This window comes from Staphylococcus coagulans, from assembly GCF_022557135.1.
In the GTDB taxonomy this organism is placed as follows: Bacteria; Bacillota; Bacilli; order Staphylococcales; family Staphylococcaceae; genus Staphylococcus; species Staphylococcus coagulans.
Genome location: NZ_CP092966.1, coordinates 69,815 through 88,985, shown reverse-complemented (window position 1 = coordinate 88,985; position 19,171 = coordinate 69,815). Strand labels below are relative to the sequence as shown.

Genomic DNA, 19,171 nt, shown 5'->3' with positions numbered 1-19,171 from the left:
ATGAGCATTTACATTAATCAAGATCTTTTGCAATTTCATTTAACTAACGGACAAATTAGCTATATTTTCTATATTGGTCCTACACATCAACCTGTACAATTATATACGGGCCCCCATATTGAAGATGCCGATTACACTTTTTTAGAACATCAACAATCACGGCCTGTCTCAAACTACATGATTGAAAACGATACGACATTTTCTCATGAACATACACTTATGGAATATCCATCTTTTGGTTCAACAGACTTCCGAAGTCCTGCTTTTGAAGTCCGTCATCCAGATGGTAGTCATATTACAAACTTAGAATATGAACACTACGAAGTACGTCATCAAGCACCAGTACTCAAAGACTTACCACACGTACGTCAAAGCCAACAAAACGTCGAGACATTAATCATTTATTTAATCGATCCTGTGAGTCAATTACGAGTCAAACTATATTACAGTCTCTTTGACGATATGAATAGTATTGCGAGACATACTGAATTTGAAAATACAGGTGTAAACACGCTGACCCTCACACGTGCTCTAAGCATGAATTTAGATTTGATGTCAGATAGTTTTTCACTCGTACATTTAAGTGGTGCATGGGGTCGTGAGCGTCACGTCACTCAACAGTCGCTGTCGCCTGGGACATTTGAAATTCAATCATTACGTGGACATTCGAGTCATCTACATCATCCTTTTTTCGCTTTAGCGCAACCAAATACAACGGAAGATAGCGGATTAGTATACGGAATGTCTTTTGCTTATAGCGGTAACTTCTTAGGCCATGTGGAAGTGGATAATTTTAATAAAACACGTGCATCCATCGGTATTCATCCTGAATATTTCTCATGGCAATTAACACCTGGGACCCAGTTCACAACACCACAGGCTTATCTCGCTATTGGCTTAGCAGGCTTTAACGATATGAGCCAACAATTCCATCGACTAGTACACACTTATCTCATTGCACCTCAATGGCGAAACCAACCACGCCCTATATTGATTAATAATTGGGAAGCCACCTACTACGACTTTACTGAAGACAAGCTGGTAGCGATTGCTGAAAAAGCGAAAGAACTCGGTATTGAAATGTTTGTCTTAGATGATGGCTGGTTTGGTTCGCGTAATAATGACCAAGAAGGTTTAGGTGACTTCTTCATAAATAAGACGAAATTGCCGAAAGGACTCCAACATTTGAATCAACGGATTAACGATTTAGGTCTGGATTTTGGTTTGTGGATGGAACCTGAGATGGTTAATAAGCAAAGCAAACTCTATGCTACCCATCCTGAATGGGTTATACAAACGCCAAATCGCACAATGTCACATGGTCGTTATCAATTTGTATTAGACTATACAAATCCAGATGTCATTGATTATATTTATCATGAAATTTCAAATATTCTTGACCATACTAATATTAAGTATATTAAATGGGATATGAACCGTTCAATGACAGAAGTTTTCTCATCACGATGGCCGACTGAACAGCAAGGAGAAATCTATCATCGCTATATTTTAGGTCTTTATGACTTATTACATCGTATAACGACACGTTTTCCTAATATATTAATTGAATCGTGTGCTAGTGGTGGTGGCCGATTTGATCTTGGTATGCTGTATTACACGCCACAAATTTGGACCAGTGACAACACAGACGCCTATCAACGGCAATGGATTCAATATGGCACATCATACTTATATCCAACAAGTACAATGGGAACACATGTCTCAAAATCACCGAACGAGCAAGAGCATCGTTTAATGCCACTTACAACACGTACCAATGTTTCTTATTTCGGCACATTCGGTTATGAGTTAGATTTAACAACATTAGACCAAACGACTCTTGAAACCATGAAGCAACAAGTCGCATTTATGAAAACACATCGAAACTTACTACAATTCGGTAAATTCTTTAGATTATTAAACCCAAGTCATAATGAATTTACCGCATGGATGGTTATAGACCACAACCGTAACCATGCTATTGTAGGTATTTACAAGCATTTAAATAAGGTTAACAATGGGCGTCATCGTGTCGTCTTAAAAGGTTTGGATCCTTCCGCACATTATCACATCCCAGAGCTTGATCTCACAATGGCAGGCAATGCGTTAATGGCCATTGGCATCGACATTCCCGACACAAGTAATGGCGAATTGCGAAACGGCGAAGCAAAAACCCATGACTTTGATTCGTGGCTATATACGCTTGAACGTGTTTAAATTACTTTTGCTTTAAACGATAAGTGGAAGGTGTGTCCCCTGTGATTTGCCTAAATGCTTTATAAAAACTATTGTAACTTTCGTATCCAATTTGATGCGCGATTTCGCTATAAGAATAATCTGTAATGACCAGCAATTCGCGTGCTCTTGTGATACGGAAGTTATTAATATATTCTTTTAGCGTAATACCCAGTTCTTGATGAAATATTCGACTTAAATAACTTCTGTTGACGAATAAAGCTTCCGCCATTTCTGAGATTGTAAAAGGATGATTATAGTTATTTTCAATGTACTGCAATGATTCATGGATATATCTACTATATTCTGGAGCAGTTTGAGGCTTTGAAATAGACAAACGACTTAAAAGGATTTCATTTAAAAAGTCGAATAATACGCTTTGAAATAAAAAGTGGGCTGAAATACTTGTCGTTTGATTATCGAGTACTTTCAAAACAATTTCTTGACAGCGATTGTGCTTTTTAAAATTAATAATTGGAAACGTCACAGAAATCCCCATTTGTTGAATCGCCTCATCACTACTAACACCAGTAAAACCTATCCAAATATAATGCCATGGATCTGCTTCATCTGCCCAATAGACAGAAGACTTATCTGGAAATATTACAAAACTCTGATTGGCAGAAAGTTTATAAACTTGGCCATTGAATTCATAATATCCTGTTCCAGAAATGATATAATGAATAATATAGTTTGGGCGAACTGCTGGACCAAAACGATAGCCCGCCTTACAATATTCTTCTCCCGCAAACAAAAAATGCATATCTTTAAACAAATGCGTTCTCTCACTCGATACAACCCGATACTTTTCCATAGCCGCCCCCAAATATAATAAATTGTTCCATTTCTACCTTACCTGCATTAGTTGCATTCACTGGCATACCAACAAACTGAGCACCCGAATTATAATAGACTTATATTTTTATTTAGTTTTCTTAATTATATTATTTTACAACACTTATGTGTACCAAAAATTTTAAAATCATCACAAATCGAATGAGATTTAGGAAAGTATAACAAAAAGCGGAGTCGAAAATTCATCATATTTAACTAAAGACGTAAAACAAACAGAAAATAGCCATACGCCTAAGCTAGTATTAGGACGTATGGCTAAATGATTAATTTCAGAGTATCAGCTATGAAACGATAGACATTCTGTTAAGTTGAGTAAAAGCATAAATGTATGAATACAATAACAATGCTTTTACAGATTTATTTGGCTTTATTAAACTTTGATTTTCTGCGGAATAGTAATACAGAGCCTATGACTGTCAATAAAATTGCCAATGTCGGCGTATTTTTATGTGCTTCTCCAGTGCTTGGTAACACTTTTACAGATTTAGAAACCGCATTTTTATGCAGAGATGTCGACACATTAATCACTGGTGCATTGATTGGGTGCTCTTCAATTTTCTCTTGCTCGCGTTCAATCTGTCCACCTTTTCTTTCTGGTGCCTTGCCACCCACCCTATCAATGACTTGATGCTCTTCTATCTCTTCTTGGTTACCTTCATTTCGACCACTTTCTCCTTCTGGCGTTGTGTCCGCTATGATGTCGATAATTTGGTGCTCTTCTACCTCTTCTTGGCTGCCCTCATTTTCGCCACTTTCTCCTTCTGGCGTTGTGTCTTCAATGATATCGATGCTTTGACGCTCTTCTATCTCTTCTTGGCTGCCCTCATTTTCGCCACTTTCTCCTTCTGGCGTTGTGTCTTCAATGATATCGATGCTTTGACGCTCTTCTATCTCTTCTTGGCTGCCTTCATTTTGGCCACTTTCCCCTTCTGGCGTTGTGTCCGCTATAATGTCGGTAATCTGATTCTCTTCTATCTCTTCTTCGCTACCTTCATTTTGGCCACTTTCTCCTTCTGGTGTTGTGTCTTCAATAATGTCGATAATTTGGTGCTCTTCTACCTCTTCTTGGTTGCCTTCGTTTTGACCACTTTCTCCTTCTGGTGTTGTGTCTTCAATGATGTCGATAATTTGGTGCTCTTCTATCTCTTCTTGATTACCTCCATTTTGACCACTTTCTCCCTCTAGCGTTGTGTCCGCTATGATGTCGATCACTTGATGCTCTTCTACTTCTTCTTGGTTGCCTTCGTTTTGACCTCTTTCTCCCTCTGGTGTTGTGTCCTCTATGATGTCGGTAATCTGATTCTCTTCTATCTCTTCTTCGCTACCTTCATTTTGACCACTTTCTTCTTCTGTCATCGTATCCTCAGTATTTTCAATCAAATTATGTTCTTCCGTAACCTCAATATCATTATTCTCTGTAATCTCTTCTTGTGGGCCTTTGTTCTCACCATTTTCCTCATCAAGCGCTGTATCCTCAGTATTCTCTATCAGATTGCTTTCTTCAATAACTTCTACATTATTATTTTCTGTAATCTCTTCTTGAGGTCCCTTGTTCTCACCATTTTCTTCATCAAGCGCTGTATCCCAACTTATATCAATTACATTGCTATCCTCAGTCGTCTCAACTAAATTATTGTAAACTTCAGGAATCGGATCAGATTGCACAGGCGGTACTGGTCTGAGCTCTCCACTTCCACTCGCATTATTATCATAAAGCTTAACCCCATTTGTTTTTTCAAAGCTGAATGGATAATACCAATTATATCCTTGTACATATGTTCGATATAATAATTCTTGTGCTTTAGAGTCATAATTTCCTTCATAATAGATAGCATACTTTTGTCCATTATTTACATCAAGATTCAACGAGTAACCCCCATTATGGTAATTTATTGAACCTTTATCTAAATTTACAACTTCCCACATATTAGGTTCTATATAAATGCTTGCTGGTGGATTACCGTGTCCCTTGTACTTATAAATTGTCACTTTAGGATTTGTTGGTACTTTTAGAGACCCACTTACTACATTGCCACTTACAGAAACAATACCTCTCCAACTGAGGTGTCCGTATGGGTTTATATAAGCGATTTGTTTAAATTTGCCTTCTTTTGTATTCAATTCTGAAATACGGCCATCAACATAATCACTATTATCATAATGAATATAAATATCTGAGCTAGTTGTCTTAGTCCCTATTGTAGATGTTATTAATTGTTTACCGCTGTTTTTAATATTTTCAGGGTTTGTAAAGTAACTAATAGATAAATCAGCTGTTAAATTCTGCTTTCCTTTAACATAATCTTTAAAAGTATATATTATAGTACGATCATCTTCTAACACTTTACCTTCAGCAATAATTCCCTCTTTACCCTCAACGTCTCTATCCACAATATTCGGTGCACCTCTTTCAACAGAAATACCGTGTGTGTTCACATTGTCAGATAGTTGTATTTTAAAGGTATCACCTGATTTTACATTTTCAGGAAATTTCAATTTATAATTTAGTCTTCCTCCTTGACCATGATGTGGATGAATATTATTCCCATTTTTGAAACCTGTAATTTCACCATTGTCTACAATGACTTCTTTAGAGACATCTCTAGTTGCTTCTTTATTTACTTTTTTTGCTCGTACATCTTGTTCGATATTAGTGGCAGATTGTATCGCTCTAGATAATTCCTTTTTGGGTGCCACATCTACTACTTTATTTCTTAGTTGCTGTGTCGTTTTTGATGAATTTTCTTCTTTTTTCACTACTTCTTGTCGTTGTGTATCAGTAACTATATCTGATTCTACTGATGATGATTTTGTCATTTGCTGCTCATTTTCTACTCCCTCAGTCTTTATTACCTCTTCAGACTTGAGACTATGATTTTCAAGCGCTTTGGATTCACTCGTTTGATTTCCATTATTCGTTGCTTCTTTATATGTTTGTTGAGTCGCTTGTGGATTTTGTGCATTGAACTCAACTTTATTCTCTCCCAAATTATTGAATGATGCTTCGCTCGCTTGCGCTTCATTATCTCCCATAAAGCCATATATCAATCCTCCAATAACAATGGAAGCTGTTCCAACAGAAAATTTTCTAATTGCATGTTTTTCTCTTTTATTTTCATACATTATAAATAACATCCCTTCTTATACCTCAATAAAATATAATACAAACACAAAAAACTGTCTACAATTAAATTTTATAAAATCTATTAAAAAGCATTTTAATCAAATACTGATATAATTATGCGAAAAAACGTTAAAAAACAAGTATTCATATAATAATACTATTATTATTCCTCAGACTATGAACTAGATATTAATATTAAAAATATTGAAAACATGATTATTATGATAAATAGCAATATTTATCAAAAACAATATTTCATTTCATTACAATGTTGAGGAGTGATAAAGCATGGATGAGGAAAGCATTCATAAAATTATTCAGCTTGTTGAAGAAAACCTTCTTGAGAACTATAGTCTAGATGATTACGTACAGATGACGGGTTATTCTGAATTTCATTTGATGCGAATTTTTAAGAAAGCGAAAGGTTACACATTCTACAATTATATTTTAAATAGACGCATTGCTCATGCATCACATTATCTACTCTATACAGATATGAGTATCATCAATAACGTCTTTATGCTTAATTTTCATTCTCAAGAGGCGTTCTTTAGAAGCTTTAAAGCAGTTTATGGTTTACCACCAGGAAAATATCGCAAATTAATGAGTGGGATTTCACAAATTAGTGAGGAGGAAGTAGATATGACAATAGGAGATATTAAAGGCTGGATTATTTCAGGAACAGCACCTCAAATGTATGAAGTAAAGCTTGATTCGAGAGAATACCATAGTGACAAGTAATCTCCATCAATTCATGAAGCATCTTCGTATAATGAGAATTCATTCGGGACATTGATGCAAAGTATCTCTTCTCAGGACTATAAAGGCAAGCGCATGAAATTCTCAGCATTCGTTAAGGGAAAAACTGTAGATATATGTGGTGTTTGGGCAAGGGTTAACGATGCGACCAACAATGTTCTACAGTTCGATAATATGATGGAACGCGCGATTATCGGTACGAATGACTGGAACTATTACTCTGTTGTACTGGATGTCAATGAAATGGCAGAATCACTTCACTTTGGCGTGTTGGTCATCGGTAAAGGCAAGGTTTGGATTGATCAATTTAAGATTGAAGAAGTAAATCTATCTGTTCCGAGTACCGATATAATAAATAAACAACAGAAATTACCTGCTAAGCCAATAAACTTGAACTCTGAAGATGATAGCAGTGCGTAAAACTACTTTGTTAAAGATTGTAAAATTCTTTATCGCAGTCCTATACTTTCTCCTAATAGCCAGATTTATCTATTGTATAGGACATTTTTTCTTTGATTATGACTTGTCATGGTTTAGTATTCCCAATATCCCTTATGGTACAACGGTAGTTAATATCATTCTTATAGTAACGGTCGTAACACTGGAAGAGATAGAAGAACATATGGAAAGAAAGTAAAAGCAGCAGATGATGTCATCTGTTGCTTTTGTTATAGAGGTATAATGTTTTTGATTAAAATACTTCATTTATTAACCTCTAGATTTTACTTATCAGACATATTTTGATATCCACCATTACACCGGACACATAAAGTGAAAAATTGAGTGGAAGTGTTTTTTATGATTGGTAAAATATTAAATGAAGATTTTAAAAAGGTGTTGAATGAATGTTTATCAGGTGTTCCTTTATAATAATTCAAATAAAAATATGCTGATTAATACTAGAATTAAAAAGATCGCTGCAAAACCTATAACTGTTACTGTCTGTTCAATAAAGTATTTTGTGTTGTTTCTGTGAACTTTAGTTCTTTTCTCTCCATTTTCCATATAATCTAAGATTTCTTTATACGTTTGAACATCATATTTTTTCTTCAGTCGCTCAATCTTTAAAGAGAAATAAAACGAAATTATCCATAAAATAGCTGGAACTAGCAAGCCAAACCATCCATCACTAAATTTTAAAGCTGCCCCTAGTGCAATAGCACTTAATACTGTAAACAATATCATTGATTTTGCATACTTATCCATATTACTAAGATTTATTGCATTCTTCATTTTTAAAACATCTCCTTTAACAAGTTCATCTAAAGAAACGTTAAACAAGGAAGTAAGCGCAATCAAATTATGGAGGTCAGGATAACTTCTCTCATTCTCCCAATTAGAAATGGTTTGGCTTGATACATAAATCTTTTCTGCTAATTCTACTTGAGATAGTTTATTTTCTTTTCTGTAATATCTAATCTGATTGCCTACATCCACATATAACAGCTCCTTTATAATCAACATAACCTGTTAAAGCATTTCACACCATCTAATGTCTTTATAATATAGTAAAAAAGAGATATGTAAGTATTTATAGCTCTTATTTCCCAGGAAATTTATGCTTATTTAATGATTATTCCTCCAATTTTTTTATTCTTTTTATTAATATTATTTATCGACACTTAGGTCCTCAAAATATTTTAGTTGTCATTTTCTTTCTCTTGAAGCAGTAGGGTTTAGCTTCTCTTCCCATGATGGATATACTCTCATAGCCATCTTTCCTTTACTATTTTCGTACCTCAAAATATTTTTATCTATTAAAATTTGCTTAGAGAATTTAAACATCCCTGCCTTTTCATCCTCCAATATTATAATTGGGAATATTTATTTCCACATTTGCTAACTCAGAATTCCAAATGGTTCAATTTATCCCTATTGTTGCTATTCCACAAGTATTCTTCTCGGGTATCTTCCCACTAGAAAATATGCCCTCTTGCTTAAGTAATATTAGTTATCTATTCCCACTGCGCTATACTGGTGATGCTTTAACTAACATTATGATTAAGGGCCAAGGATGGTCTAACATTTGGTTCGACGTCCTTATACTTTTTGCTTTCATCATTTTATTTATTGCTTTAAATATTATTGGACTTAAACGATATCGCAAAGTTTAACACATTAATAATTATGGTGAATTGAAAAAAGCTTGTTAAATTGATGATATTTTACAAATTTCATCAGTAACAAGCTTTTACTATATTCAAAACTTATAAAACATAGATTTAAATTATGACTCTATACAAAAAATACTCAAAATCAAAGACAAAACAGTTTAAGAATTTTCTCATTTTTTCATTATAAATTTCCTAAAATTAACAGGAAATACAAAGTTTACATTAAAAGTAGTATCAGTTTTTGCATTCATTAAGGATGAAACTTCAAGAAGCTATAGTTTCTGAACTAAAAGAGCTACATATTTATTATTAGCCCTCCGATTATATTATACTAATTGTTTATTATTTCTATAGTAGCCTTCATGTTGATCTTGTTTATTTTCCCTTAGGATATATGTTGAAATGTGAACAATAATCATAAAATCTGCAAGATAAGAAAACATTATGCTACCAATTATAAACCAAGATAATACAATATTTATTTCTATTATATATGTAATTACTAGCATTAATAAGCAAAATAAAGGTGGTAGAAAAAAAAGAAATATCCATCTTTTGGGGACAATTTTAAGAAACCTTTTTAAAAGATATTTATGTGTATATACAACTTCAAAAATATACTCTTTGAGATTTTTATCAAAATATAATTTTTCTTCTCTATTGTAGTATTTAATATTATCATTTCTACTAAAAAATACTTTAGAAATTGAATTATTAAATTCAAACCCTTTTGATTCCAAAATATTTGTACCATACATTAAAAGTCTATAACAAGGTTCATTACCTTTTTTAATTAAGTAAAACTTGTTTCTTAAAAAAATTACAATTTTGGCAAATGCTATTGGAATGACGATACCCATCACATAACTTAACGTTATTGTAAAGTATGTAACATAAGAGATGTATTTAGCAGACTCATATTTGTTTTGAATTAGATGAAGTAATGAATGGTTAAACACACTAAATACAAGATAAATCATAAAAAAGAAAAGAAAATAGGAGAGTGCATCTTCAAAGACATCTGAATTCCTATCGGTTTTTAACTTATAATATCCACTTATAAATATGCGTAAAATTATACCTGAAATTACGCTAGTTACACTACCCTTAAACAAAACATCTAATAAATAAGATATCTCCATTAATAATAATCCCCTTTTTACATTTTATTTAATATCTATAGTAAAATCTATGACGGCTTAGCTATATAGTTCTCTATATTCCTTTATTTTTCCAATAACTAATAAATTAGTGGCTAATCCTTGTTTTACGAGTCCATGTTCTTCATCGTTTAACTTCATGTTATATCCTGCTATCACTACTTCTTCTTTATAATGATTAACACCTTTCATAGCCTGTTCAGGATTATTATTAATCAACACCTTTACTTCAGTCATCTCATTTTCATCCTTAAAAACGGGTATATATGAAATATGTTTTTCCCACAACAAACCATTACTATCTAAGCCATTTAACTTCATTAAAAACGATGAAAGCTGTATTTTAATTGAGTCTTTGATATAGTAATCAAAAACATTACTAAGTTTACTGTCAAGCTTAAAGACATTCAATGTCGAATGATTGGGGTACACTACCATTCCTCGTGTTTCATCAACATACCTTGCTGAATCCCTGTATAATATCGTCGAATGACACTTAACATTAATCTTTAATCTTGAACCCCTACCATTCGTCTGTATAAAACAAAAATTAGGTGGTTGATTATTCTTATCTTCTTCCTCATGTAATACCTCGATTGTGTATTCAGGATGTAAAAGATAATACCAAGACGTACCATCATAATCAGAATTAATTAATTTCCAGTTCTCTATATCATCAATATATTTTCTAACTCTTTCTATTGGATCAGGCAATATTCCCAACCTAATTTTCATTAACTGCTCTACTTCAGTAATTGTAGCAGCGCTATTGTGTGGAGTATTACTGTCTTGATTCCTCGTATATATGTTGCGCTTCCTTAAGAATATATTCTTTTGTCCATTAGGTTTAATATCATCTGCTAACGTATATGGTACATGCCTGGATTGCGGAATAACTATTACATCAACCTCTTTTCCTTCCAAATGTATTGTACGAAGTTTGATATCAGGCGCGCCATAACCTTCCCATCGTTTGTCTCTCACCAAATTATTTATCTGTTGCTGATTCCTTCTAAAACTATCATCATTAAACCCAACCACGTTTCCATTATCATCTACGCCAATAATGAGATAAGCTTCTCTATTTTCAAGATTATTAGCAAGACAAATAATATCATGTAGTAATTTGTGATTATTTTCTTTTGAATGATGTTCTTGTTTATAATCCCAATAGTTACCTTCATATTTCAACTCGATTAAATCAGCTATAGTTTGAGTTAATAACTTATTATCCATATCAATCACCGCCAAAATTTGATAATTATATCAATTATTTTAATTTTTATTATCTCACAGTCAGGCTTGTTTGATACGATTATTTTATAAAAATAATTGAGAAAACTTAGTCATCAATCAAAACCACCCGTGTGAACGGGTGGTTTGTTCTTAGGCTGAAAGCCTCTGTTACTGACTAGCCCTTATAAGGGTTCTATTTTTTCCTCAACTTTTTATTCTCTTCCCCTGTATATGGATCTATGTATTCCATCATTGTGAGTTGCTCTGCTACGATATCTTCTTGTAATTGATTTCGAATATATTCTTCTATTACCTTTTTATTTCTTCCAACCGTATCTACATAGAAACCTTTACACCAAAATTTTCTATTTCCATATCTATATTTCAAATGTGCATGTCTATCAAAAATCATTAAACTGCTCTTCCCTTTTAAATATCCTACAAATTGAGAAACACTTAGTTTTGGTGGGATACTCACTAGCATATGTATATGATCTTTACATGCTTCGGCTTCTATTATTTCTACACCTTTTCTTTCACATAGTTGTCTCAAAATTAAACCTATATCTCTTTTTAATTTTCCGTATATTATTTGTCTTCTATATTTAGGTGCAAAAACTATGTGATACTTACAATTCCATTTTGTATGTGCTAAACTATTTGTGTCGTTAGACATTTTGGCATCTCCTCATGCAATTAATATTGGTTGGCTGACCAAATATTATTCTAGCATGTTGAGGTGCCTATTTTAATACAACGGTAGAACCTTTCCGGAACCATACGCATAGCGCATGGTTTACTTTTATTCAAAAAAAGAGTGGAACAAAGAAATCAAATCGATTTCTGTTCCACTCTGTTAAAATCAAGTTTATTTTTACTTGAATTGCACTTCATGACTATAAATCTTTATTAGAAAAGATAATGTATTTAATCACTAGTGAAATGTTTAAATATGAGTGGTTACATTTAAAAAGTGGAAATAGATCTAATAATAAAAATCTATTACATAGTAGATAGAAATCAAGTTCAACTAGATAATGATGTTTATCAAATTAGCAATTTTGAAGAATATATTGTACGAAGACCGCATATTATGTACGTACACTTTGTTAAACACAACAAATAAAACAACATTTTCAAACCGCTATTAACATATACAACTAAATATATTGTACAATATATTTAGCTATATAAAATAACTTTATAAACAGGGGGAAATAATGGAATCATTATTAAAAGCTGATGATAAAAAACTAAATGAATACCTACTTTTATCTAATGGGAAATTTATTATACCTTATACTCAACGGCCTTATGAATGGAGTTTATCTCAAGTAGAAAGATTATTCGGAGATATAATTGCTATTTATGAAGGAAAAAAAGAACAACATATATTAAATTTTATCACCATATATTTAGAAGATGACCATCAAAATATCTTTGACGGTCAGCAAAGAACCGTAACATTATTAATTTTCATTTGTGTGATAATACATAAATTAAAAGATTTAGGAAAATCTAAATTGGCTGATCAATTAAAAGAAGAATTTATAAAAAAAGAAGATTGGCGTTCAAACTCGGCAAATAATTCAAAAATTATTTTTGGAAAAAAAGAAACAAATGATTTTTTCGAAAATTATATTATTGAAAACAACAAAGATTATAATTATACTATAACTGATAATGAAAAAGGATTAAAAAAGAATTATGATAGCTTAAGATCTTTGATAGATAGTTACTATATTCAAAACCAATTACAGGTGGAGGATTTATTAGGAATAGTTGAAGCAATGACTGAAAAAATGTATGTTATTATACTTGAAACCCCAAATGAAGATATTGCTAATCAAATGTTTGAAACATTAAATAATACAGGTAAAAAATTAGTAGACTTTTACGTACTAAAAAATAAATGTATTAAAATCACATCTGAAAATACTACGGCTAAATATTGGGAGGCAATAGAAGCTAACACTGATTTACTTAATAAAAATCAATTTTTAACTCAATTTGTTTCTCTTTACAATGGAAAGACAAGTAGTCAAAAATCTTTTGAAACACTTGAGAAGAAAGGCTTATTAAAAGACCCAGAGCACGTTGAAAATTTACTTTATAATATGCAAAATATTTCTAAATATTTTTTAGAATTACATGAACCTAATCAACGCAAAAGAAATGAAGATAATGAAAAAGATCTTAAAAAATTTAATAAGCTAGTTGAAGGTTTAAAAATAGTTGGTGCTATACAATATAGACCTATTATACTTGCTATGAACTTCAAAAATTACCCATTAGCTGATATAAACAAAGTTTTAAAGATATGTTTAACCATACAAATAAGAAATATTTTTTTTGCAAAACAAAAAGCAAACACGCTTGAAAGTTTCTATCCTGACTTAGCAAAAAAAATTTTCAATTCAAATAACTCTATTTTAGAAACTATTATTATAGACCTTAATAGTAAAATCATAAATGATGAAGAAACACTAGTAGCAATTAAGAATAGAAAAATTAAAAAAAATGAAAATAAGATTATCCGATATATATTAAGAGATATTTATGACCATGAAAATGATAGAGAAATTACTATTAATAACGACACACAATTTGTTAATTTAGAACATATTTTACCTCAAAATCCTAAAGACGGTAGTAGTTGGCTAACAATATTTGCTGATGATTTAAATGAATATATTTATAAACTAGGAAACCTCACTTTAATTTTAGGAAAGAGAAATTCAGATTTAGGTAACAAAGAATTCAATGAAAAACGCATACAATTAAAAGAGAGTAAGATCAGTCAAAATACTGCTATCTCTAAAAACAACAGTTGGACAAGACTTGAGATAGACAATAGAACTGAAGAATTAGCTAAAATGATCCTCGAACTATGGCCTATTTTGAACGCTTAACAATCAGTATTCAAGGATATCATCATCTCTTACTAAGAATAACTGTTATTGAGTTATATTGAGATTGACAATTCATTACTTTTATGAATTTTGCACTTTAAGTTTTTGTATTAAAATACAAAATTTCTAACTGCTATTGATATCAGAGGAATGGTATAATAACTCACATCATATTATTGTGTGTAGGTGTAATTAAAGTCGAAAAAAGGGACCTATACTAAACGAACTCTAACTAAAGACAGCTCCTAGATAATTTAGAGTATCTGAAAATGAAACAAATGATATTACAACTGGATGAAGTTGTAGATTTTAATATTAGGAACAATGGTTCTATTATCGATTCACTGATTAAGCTGACAAACTATGAAGTGGATATAAGAGAAAAAAATATGATTCAATCTATGGTTAAAGTGGCGGGGTTCCCATTTCAAAAAGAGCTTAGCAGTTTTGATTTTGAGTTTCAACCGAGTATTAATCCACAGAAAATCAGGGATTTTATGTCTTTAAGATTTATAGAAAACAAAGAAAACATCGTTTTTCTAGGTCCTAGGGGGGTGGGTAAAACCCACCTCGCAACCGCCTTAGGTATAGCTGCTGCTAAAAAAGAAATAGCACCTACTTTATAAAATGTCAGCAGTTGATTGAGAATTTACGTAAGGCTCACAATGAAGGGAGTGTTGAAACTAGGCTTAAACATTATAGTAAATACAAGCTTTTTATTATTGATGAAATCGGATATTTACCGATTGATGTTGAAGACGCAAAGTTGTTTTTTCAAGTTATTGATCGTCGATATGAAAAGAAAAGCACTATACTTACCACGAATATTAATTTTAAAGCATGGGATGCGGTATTCCAAGATACTAAAAAAGCGAACGAAATTTTAGACCGCGTATTGCATCATGCCTCAATCGTCTCTATCGTTGGAAAGTCTTATAGATTAAAAAATCATTTCCCTTCAGAAAAAAGAATAAAACTGTACATTCTTATTCAAGCAAAATTGTACATATTTATCTTGTCGTTTATACTCTTTCCTTATAAAGTTAATAAAAACTTATATATTATTAAGTGTTTTGTTTAATCATTGCGTGAATCTTTATTTTAAATATAAAATATTTACATATTGTTTATTGTATTAATTTTATTACTAAAAAGAACTTAATACTTTATATACTTCGTTTTTTAATTCTTCTTTTTCGAGAAACGGTGACATAATAATAGGGTAATTTTTATTAAGTTCAAATATTACCCTCCTACCATAACGTTGATCTCCTCCTAAATCAGTATTATGTTTAATTCTTGATTTCATTTTGTGTGAAAGATTTTCTTCATCAATAATACTAAAGAACTTTATTATGAATTGTGAATTTCTAAATATTGGATACTTAATAATATAATTAAATAAATCTAAATTTTCATAAAACAACCTTGCATACTTTTGCTCTTCAAAGTTATTCATTAAACCTGCATCATCAATATATTCTGCCGCTAGTACGCACTTATAAATATAGTTCTCCCAGTTAAACTTTTTTAATACAATATTATTAAATTTTTCAATAGATTCTCCAACTTGGGGATATTTTTTTAAAATGTAATCTCTTTTTTCAACTAGTAGATATGAATGCCAAAACGTACCGTTCAAATGAATGTCTCTATCTGTATGAATTATATAATCTTTTAAGATTTTTACTGCTTCTACAAATTCATCCACTTGAGACTTCATTATATAAATGGGAAAATTGGGTATGGGATCAATAATTTTATATTCTTTAGAAAAATAATCTTTATTATAATTTATTTTTCCACTCAAAAAATCTTCATATATAATTTCATTATTTTTATAACATTTATTTAATAAATTAATTTTCATAGTTATTTATCCTTTCAATAGAATTTACGTATTTTTCAATCATTTTATTTGAAATTTTATCAATTATACTGTCAATACTTTCATAATCTATTTCTTTAATCCCTTTATTTAACATTAAACTTAATAGCTTGCTATCTAAATTATTCATTTGGTGCTCACTTAATGATTCTAATTCAATGAACTCCTCTCTTTCAAAATTGTTATTTACAATAAAAGCATAAAGTGCTCGACTTAACCCTACGTATAAATACATATTTATCAAGTTACCAGAGCTATCATTGCTAATTGCGTATTTATGATCATTAAATTTTAATATTATAGAATCTTCGTTTAATTCTACTTCAAATGCACTTTGATATTCTGGCTTAATTGATCGTTTAAATAATTCTAATGAACTATATTCAGAACCTTGATATTTAACTAAATTGGAATAACCTAATAATACATTTTTGGATAATATTATTTTATCTTTGTATTTGTCATAAAAAGGTGTTAATTCATCACAATTTGTCATTGTTATTTCTTCAAGTGATTGAATATGTAATTGGATAGTTGTTCTGTTAAATAATGAAATTTTACTTTTCGGAATAATAATTTTAGTTTGGTTTGCTTCTAATTTTTTAAAATAATTGTCTTGGGCACGGGCAATAAAAACTATAATAGCTTTACCTTCATTGATTAAACTTTTTATAAATTTATTTTCGATTTTATATATAATGTAAAAAATATAATTCTTTCCATCATCATATAAATCACTGATATCAAAATCAAATGAAGAATCGATATACCCATTATTACTATTAGTTAAGACTGGATACGGAAATGCAACGTCTTTATTATATATCATAATTCCACTTCCAATTCATACATAAATTTTAAATTATTTTGTAGTTTTTCATTAGTATGTAGTTCCAAATCAATAATTCCACCTTTAATATCTAACTCGTAAATTGTGTCTTCTAAAACTAGACATTTTTTTGCTTTGTTCCTATCTATTATCTTTCGATAGTATTTTTCTATATGAAATTTTTCATCTAAAGTATATCCACTACCATCTATTATTTTAAATTTTAAATTACATTTTAAGATTGATGTATCTAATCCTGCTTCTTTAATTTTAATATTTAAAAGTTCCTTTTTATTAAAGCGTATTCTTTCTACAGCATTAAAAGGGGTAATGATAGTTTCAACAGTCGAGTCAGCTGCACTTTTTATTTTCCTAGGCTTTCTTTTACTACCATTACCTTTTTTATTTTTATTTCTAACTTTTGCACCTACTTTATCCCTGCGCTCCTTCTTTTCTTTTACTTTGCGCAATTCACCGCCTTTATTCAACTTTACTTTTTCTGTATTATTTTGTAGATCTTTTTTGAACGAAGCAATAGTTTCAAAAAACAGATCATCTGTGTTGATAGCTCCATCAGTTGAGTAATTTACATTAGTTGCTTCATCAATAATTTTTTTTAGCTCCAAATGCAAGTTATTAATAAATTTTTTTGCATTTTCCTTTTCTTGTTTATCTCGAATATCATTTCCAGATATATCTGTATGAGATTCATTCTCTAATGATTTTAAGTAACTATCTTCTTTGTTTCCACCTATTAAAACAGCATTAAATGATTTTCTAACTCGATTTTTAACTTTTAAATCTGTTATTTTCATCCCAATTGTTCTCAAGATTGCAACTCTTCCTGTATATATTTCTTCATTATAATTAAAATACAGCTTGAATTTAAAATTTTCTAAATTATTAGAGACTATAATCTCTCTTGGTTCATAGTTTAGATATGTATCAATATATAAAGGGGTAAATACTTTTTTCATTTCTTCTACTTTTGTTTCGTAATATCGAGGATCCTGCACTATATCTTTTATAGTTTCACTGTTAATTAGCAATTTTACATTATCTTCATCATTTATTTCAATAACAATACTATTATTTATGATTGCTAAAAAGAAGTTATCACATATGGCCTTAGTAATTTTCCTTACGTCAAAAAATTCATATCTTATATAAGGGATAATTATTTTTAATCCGCGTGTATCTTTTTTAAAGATATGATGATTATTTCTGTTTTCAAACGGTATTAAATCTCTATTTTCATTTATATCAGAATAATATCCAGTTGCTCTAAAACATTTTTCATTTAATTTATGTTCAATTAAATGTACTGTACCACCAATATGCTGATTCTTTTCAGAATCACAGTTGGCAAAATACATTAAATTAATATCTGAAGCTGCATTATTTGCTATTTTACCTATACCATGAGAACCGCCTCTACTATTTTCAGTAGCATTATTTTCATCTATTGCGTGTACTCCTTTCTTATATGCATAGATTCCGAAGGTATCTTTGTTAGAAAAATTTTGTCCATTTTTTGCACCTGTCAATCCTTTAGTATTGCTATCTTCAATAGTTAATATAGCTACTTCTTCAACTTCATCTTGTTCTTGCATATATGTTATAGTTTCTTTTGTATAGTCATTGCCGCCTTGTAAGGCATTAATATGTTCAAAGATTTCATCTATTCCTGGTAAATGAGATTTATTTATCTTATCTAAATTAATTTTAATTTTTACCGGCTGACTAAAATCACTGTATAATCTAGCATCTAAGGAATTTTGAATGTTCTCTTTAATCGTGCCTTCAATTCCATTGCCATAAAATTTCTCTAGTGATTTATCGAATACAGCCTCCTCTATATCATCTATAACTCTGAATTGAAAATTTTCATTAAGCATTTTTATCTCCCTCTAATTACAAAATTTAGTCTTATTAATAAAACCTATACGAAAATTAATTTAATTATTCTAAGATTATATTCAATATAAATCAGATAAAACAAGCGAAGTATAAACACAATCTATAAAAATTTTAATACTAACTGTTTTAATCTTAACTA

General features: G+C 30.7%; 14 protein-coding genes and 2 pseudogenes. 6 read left to right on the top strand and 10 right to left on the bottom strand.

Features of this window, described 5'->3' with window-relative positions:
- Window positions 1–2,217, top strand: coding sequence for an alpha-galactosidase (locus KM149_RS00425; RefSeq protein WP_241415429.1), 2,217 nt, complete (start codon window positions 1–3; stop codon window positions 2,215–2,217).
- 1 nt (window position 2,218) lies between these two features.
- Here the strand turns inward: KM149_RS00425 and KM149_RS00420 are convergent, their stop codons facing one another.
- Window positions 2,219–3,049, bottom strand: coding sequence for an AraC family transcriptional regulator (locus KM149_RS00420; RefSeq protein WP_182280838.1), 831 nt, complete (start codon window positions 3,047–3,049; stop codon window positions 2,219–2,221).
- A gap of 398 nt (window positions 3,050–3,447) precedes the next feature.
- A complete protein-coding gene (locus KM149_RS00415) occupies window positions 3,448–6,213 on the bottom strand; it encodes an Ig-like domain-containing protein (RefSeq protein WP_214970687.1) in 2,766 nt (921 codons plus the stop codon).
- A gap of 289 nt (window positions 6,214–6,502) precedes the next feature.
- Here KM149_RS00415 and KM149_RS00410 point away from each other — a divergent pair, with 289 nt between their 5' ends.
- Together KM149_RS00410 and KM149_RS00405 are read left to right on the top strand one after the other, a co-directional pair.
- Entirely contained in the window at window positions 6,503–6,955 is a 453-nt protein-coding gene (locus tag KM149_RS00410; protein ID WP_214970690.1) for a helix-turn-helix domain-containing protein, read from the top strand.
- 192 nt (window positions 6,956–7,147) lie between these two features.
- Window positions 7,148–7,393, top strand: a complete 246-nt coding sequence (locus KM149_RS00405) for a hypothetical protein (RefSeq protein WP_214970693.1) — start codon at window positions 7,148–7,150, stop codon at window positions 7,391–7,393.
- A 444-nt stretch (window positions 7,394–7,837) separates the two neighbouring features.
- Here the strand turns inward: KM149_RS00405 and KM149_RS00400 are convergent, their stop codons facing one another.
- Both KM149_RS00400 and KM149_RS00395 read right to left on the bottom strand, forming a co-directional pair.
- Window positions 7,838–8,410, bottom strand: coding sequence for a helix-turn-helix domain-containing protein (locus KM149_RS00400; protein WP_214970696.1), 573 nt, complete (start codon window positions 8,408–8,410; stop codon window positions 7,838–7,840).
- Between the two features lie 210 nt (window positions 8,411–8,620).
- On the bottom strand, window positions 8,621–8,758 hold the full coding sequence (locus KM149_RS00395; protein WP_214970699.1) for a MepB family protein: 138 nt from the start codon (window positions 8,756–8,758) through the stop codon (window positions 8,621–8,623).
- Window positions 8,759–8,787: 29 nt separating this feature from the next.
- Between KM149_RS00395 and KM149_RS00390 the strand changes: the two are divergent.
- A pseudogene (locus KM149_RS00390) lies at window positions 8,788–9,087 on the top strand (ABC transporter permease); the annotation flags it as partial.
- Window positions 9,088–9,413: 326 nt separating this feature from the next.
- On the opposite strand, the gene KM149_RS00385 reads toward KM149_RS00390, so the two are convergent.
- From KM149_RS00385 to tnpA, 3 genes are all read right to left on the bottom strand, one after another.
- On the bottom strand, window positions 9,414–10,229 hold the full coding sequence (locus KM149_RS00385) for a hypothetical protein (protein WP_214970702.1): 816 nt from the start codon (window positions 10,227–10,229) through the stop codon (window positions 9,414–9,416).
- Window positions 10,230–10,286: 57 nt separating this feature from the next.
- Window positions 10,287–11,483 (bottom strand): AlbA family DNA-binding domain-containing protein, encoded by a 1,197-nt coding sequence (locus KM149_RS00380; RefSeq protein WP_214970704.1) that lies wholly within the window; start codon window positions 11,481–11,483, stop codon window positions 10,287–10,289.
- A gap of 193 nt (window positions 11,484–11,676) precedes the next feature.
- Window positions 11,677–12,159 (bottom strand): IS200/IS605 family transposase, encoded by a 483-nt coding sequence (gene tnpA, locus KM149_RS00375; protein ID WP_214970707.1) that lies wholly within the window; start codon window positions 12,157–12,159, stop codon window positions 11,677–11,679.
- A 544-nt stretch (window positions 12,160–12,703) separates the two neighbouring features.
- On the opposite strand from tnpA, the gene KM149_RS00370 reads away from it, so the two are divergent.
- Both KM149_RS00370 and istB read left to right on the top strand, forming a co-directional pair.
- Window positions 12,704–14,395, top strand: a complete 1,692-nt coding sequence (locus tag KM149_RS00370) for a DUF262 domain-containing protein (RefSeq protein ID WP_215021757.1) — start codon at window positions 12,704–12,706, stop codon at window positions 14,393–14,395.
- Between the two features lie 269 nt (window positions 14,396–14,664).
- Window positions 14,665–15,359, top strand: a pseudogene (gene istB / locus KM149_RS00365) (IS21-like element helper ATPase IstB); the annotation flags it as partial.
- A 183-nt stretch (window positions 15,360–15,542) separates the two neighbouring features.
- Here istB and KM149_RS00360 read toward each other — a convergent pair.
- The 3 genes from KM149_RS00360 to KM149_RS00350 are packed head-to-tail and all read right to left on the bottom strand — an operon-like array spanning window position 15,543 to window position 19,010.
- Window positions 15,543–16,265, bottom strand: coding sequence for a hypothetical protein (locus KM149_RS00360; protein WP_214970710.1), 723 nt, complete (start codon window positions 16,263–16,265; stop codon window positions 15,543–15,545).
- Entirely contained in the window at window positions 16,255–17,112 is an 858-nt protein-coding gene (locus KM149_RS00355) for a hypothetical protein (RefSeq protein WP_214970713.1), read from the bottom strand. The genes KM149_RS00360 and KM149_RS00355 overlap by 11 nt, the downstream gene beginning before the upstream one ends.
- Window positions 17,109–19,010: a hypothetical protein gene (locus tag KM149_RS00350; RefSeq protein ID WP_214970716.1), complete on the bottom strand. Its 1,902-nt coding sequence runs from the start codon at window positions 19,008–19,010 to the stop codon at window positions 17,109–17,111. The genes KM149_RS00355 and KM149_RS00350 overlap by 4 nt, the downstream gene beginning before the upstream one ends.
- Between the last annotated feature and the right edge of the window lie 161 nt (window positions 19,011–19,171).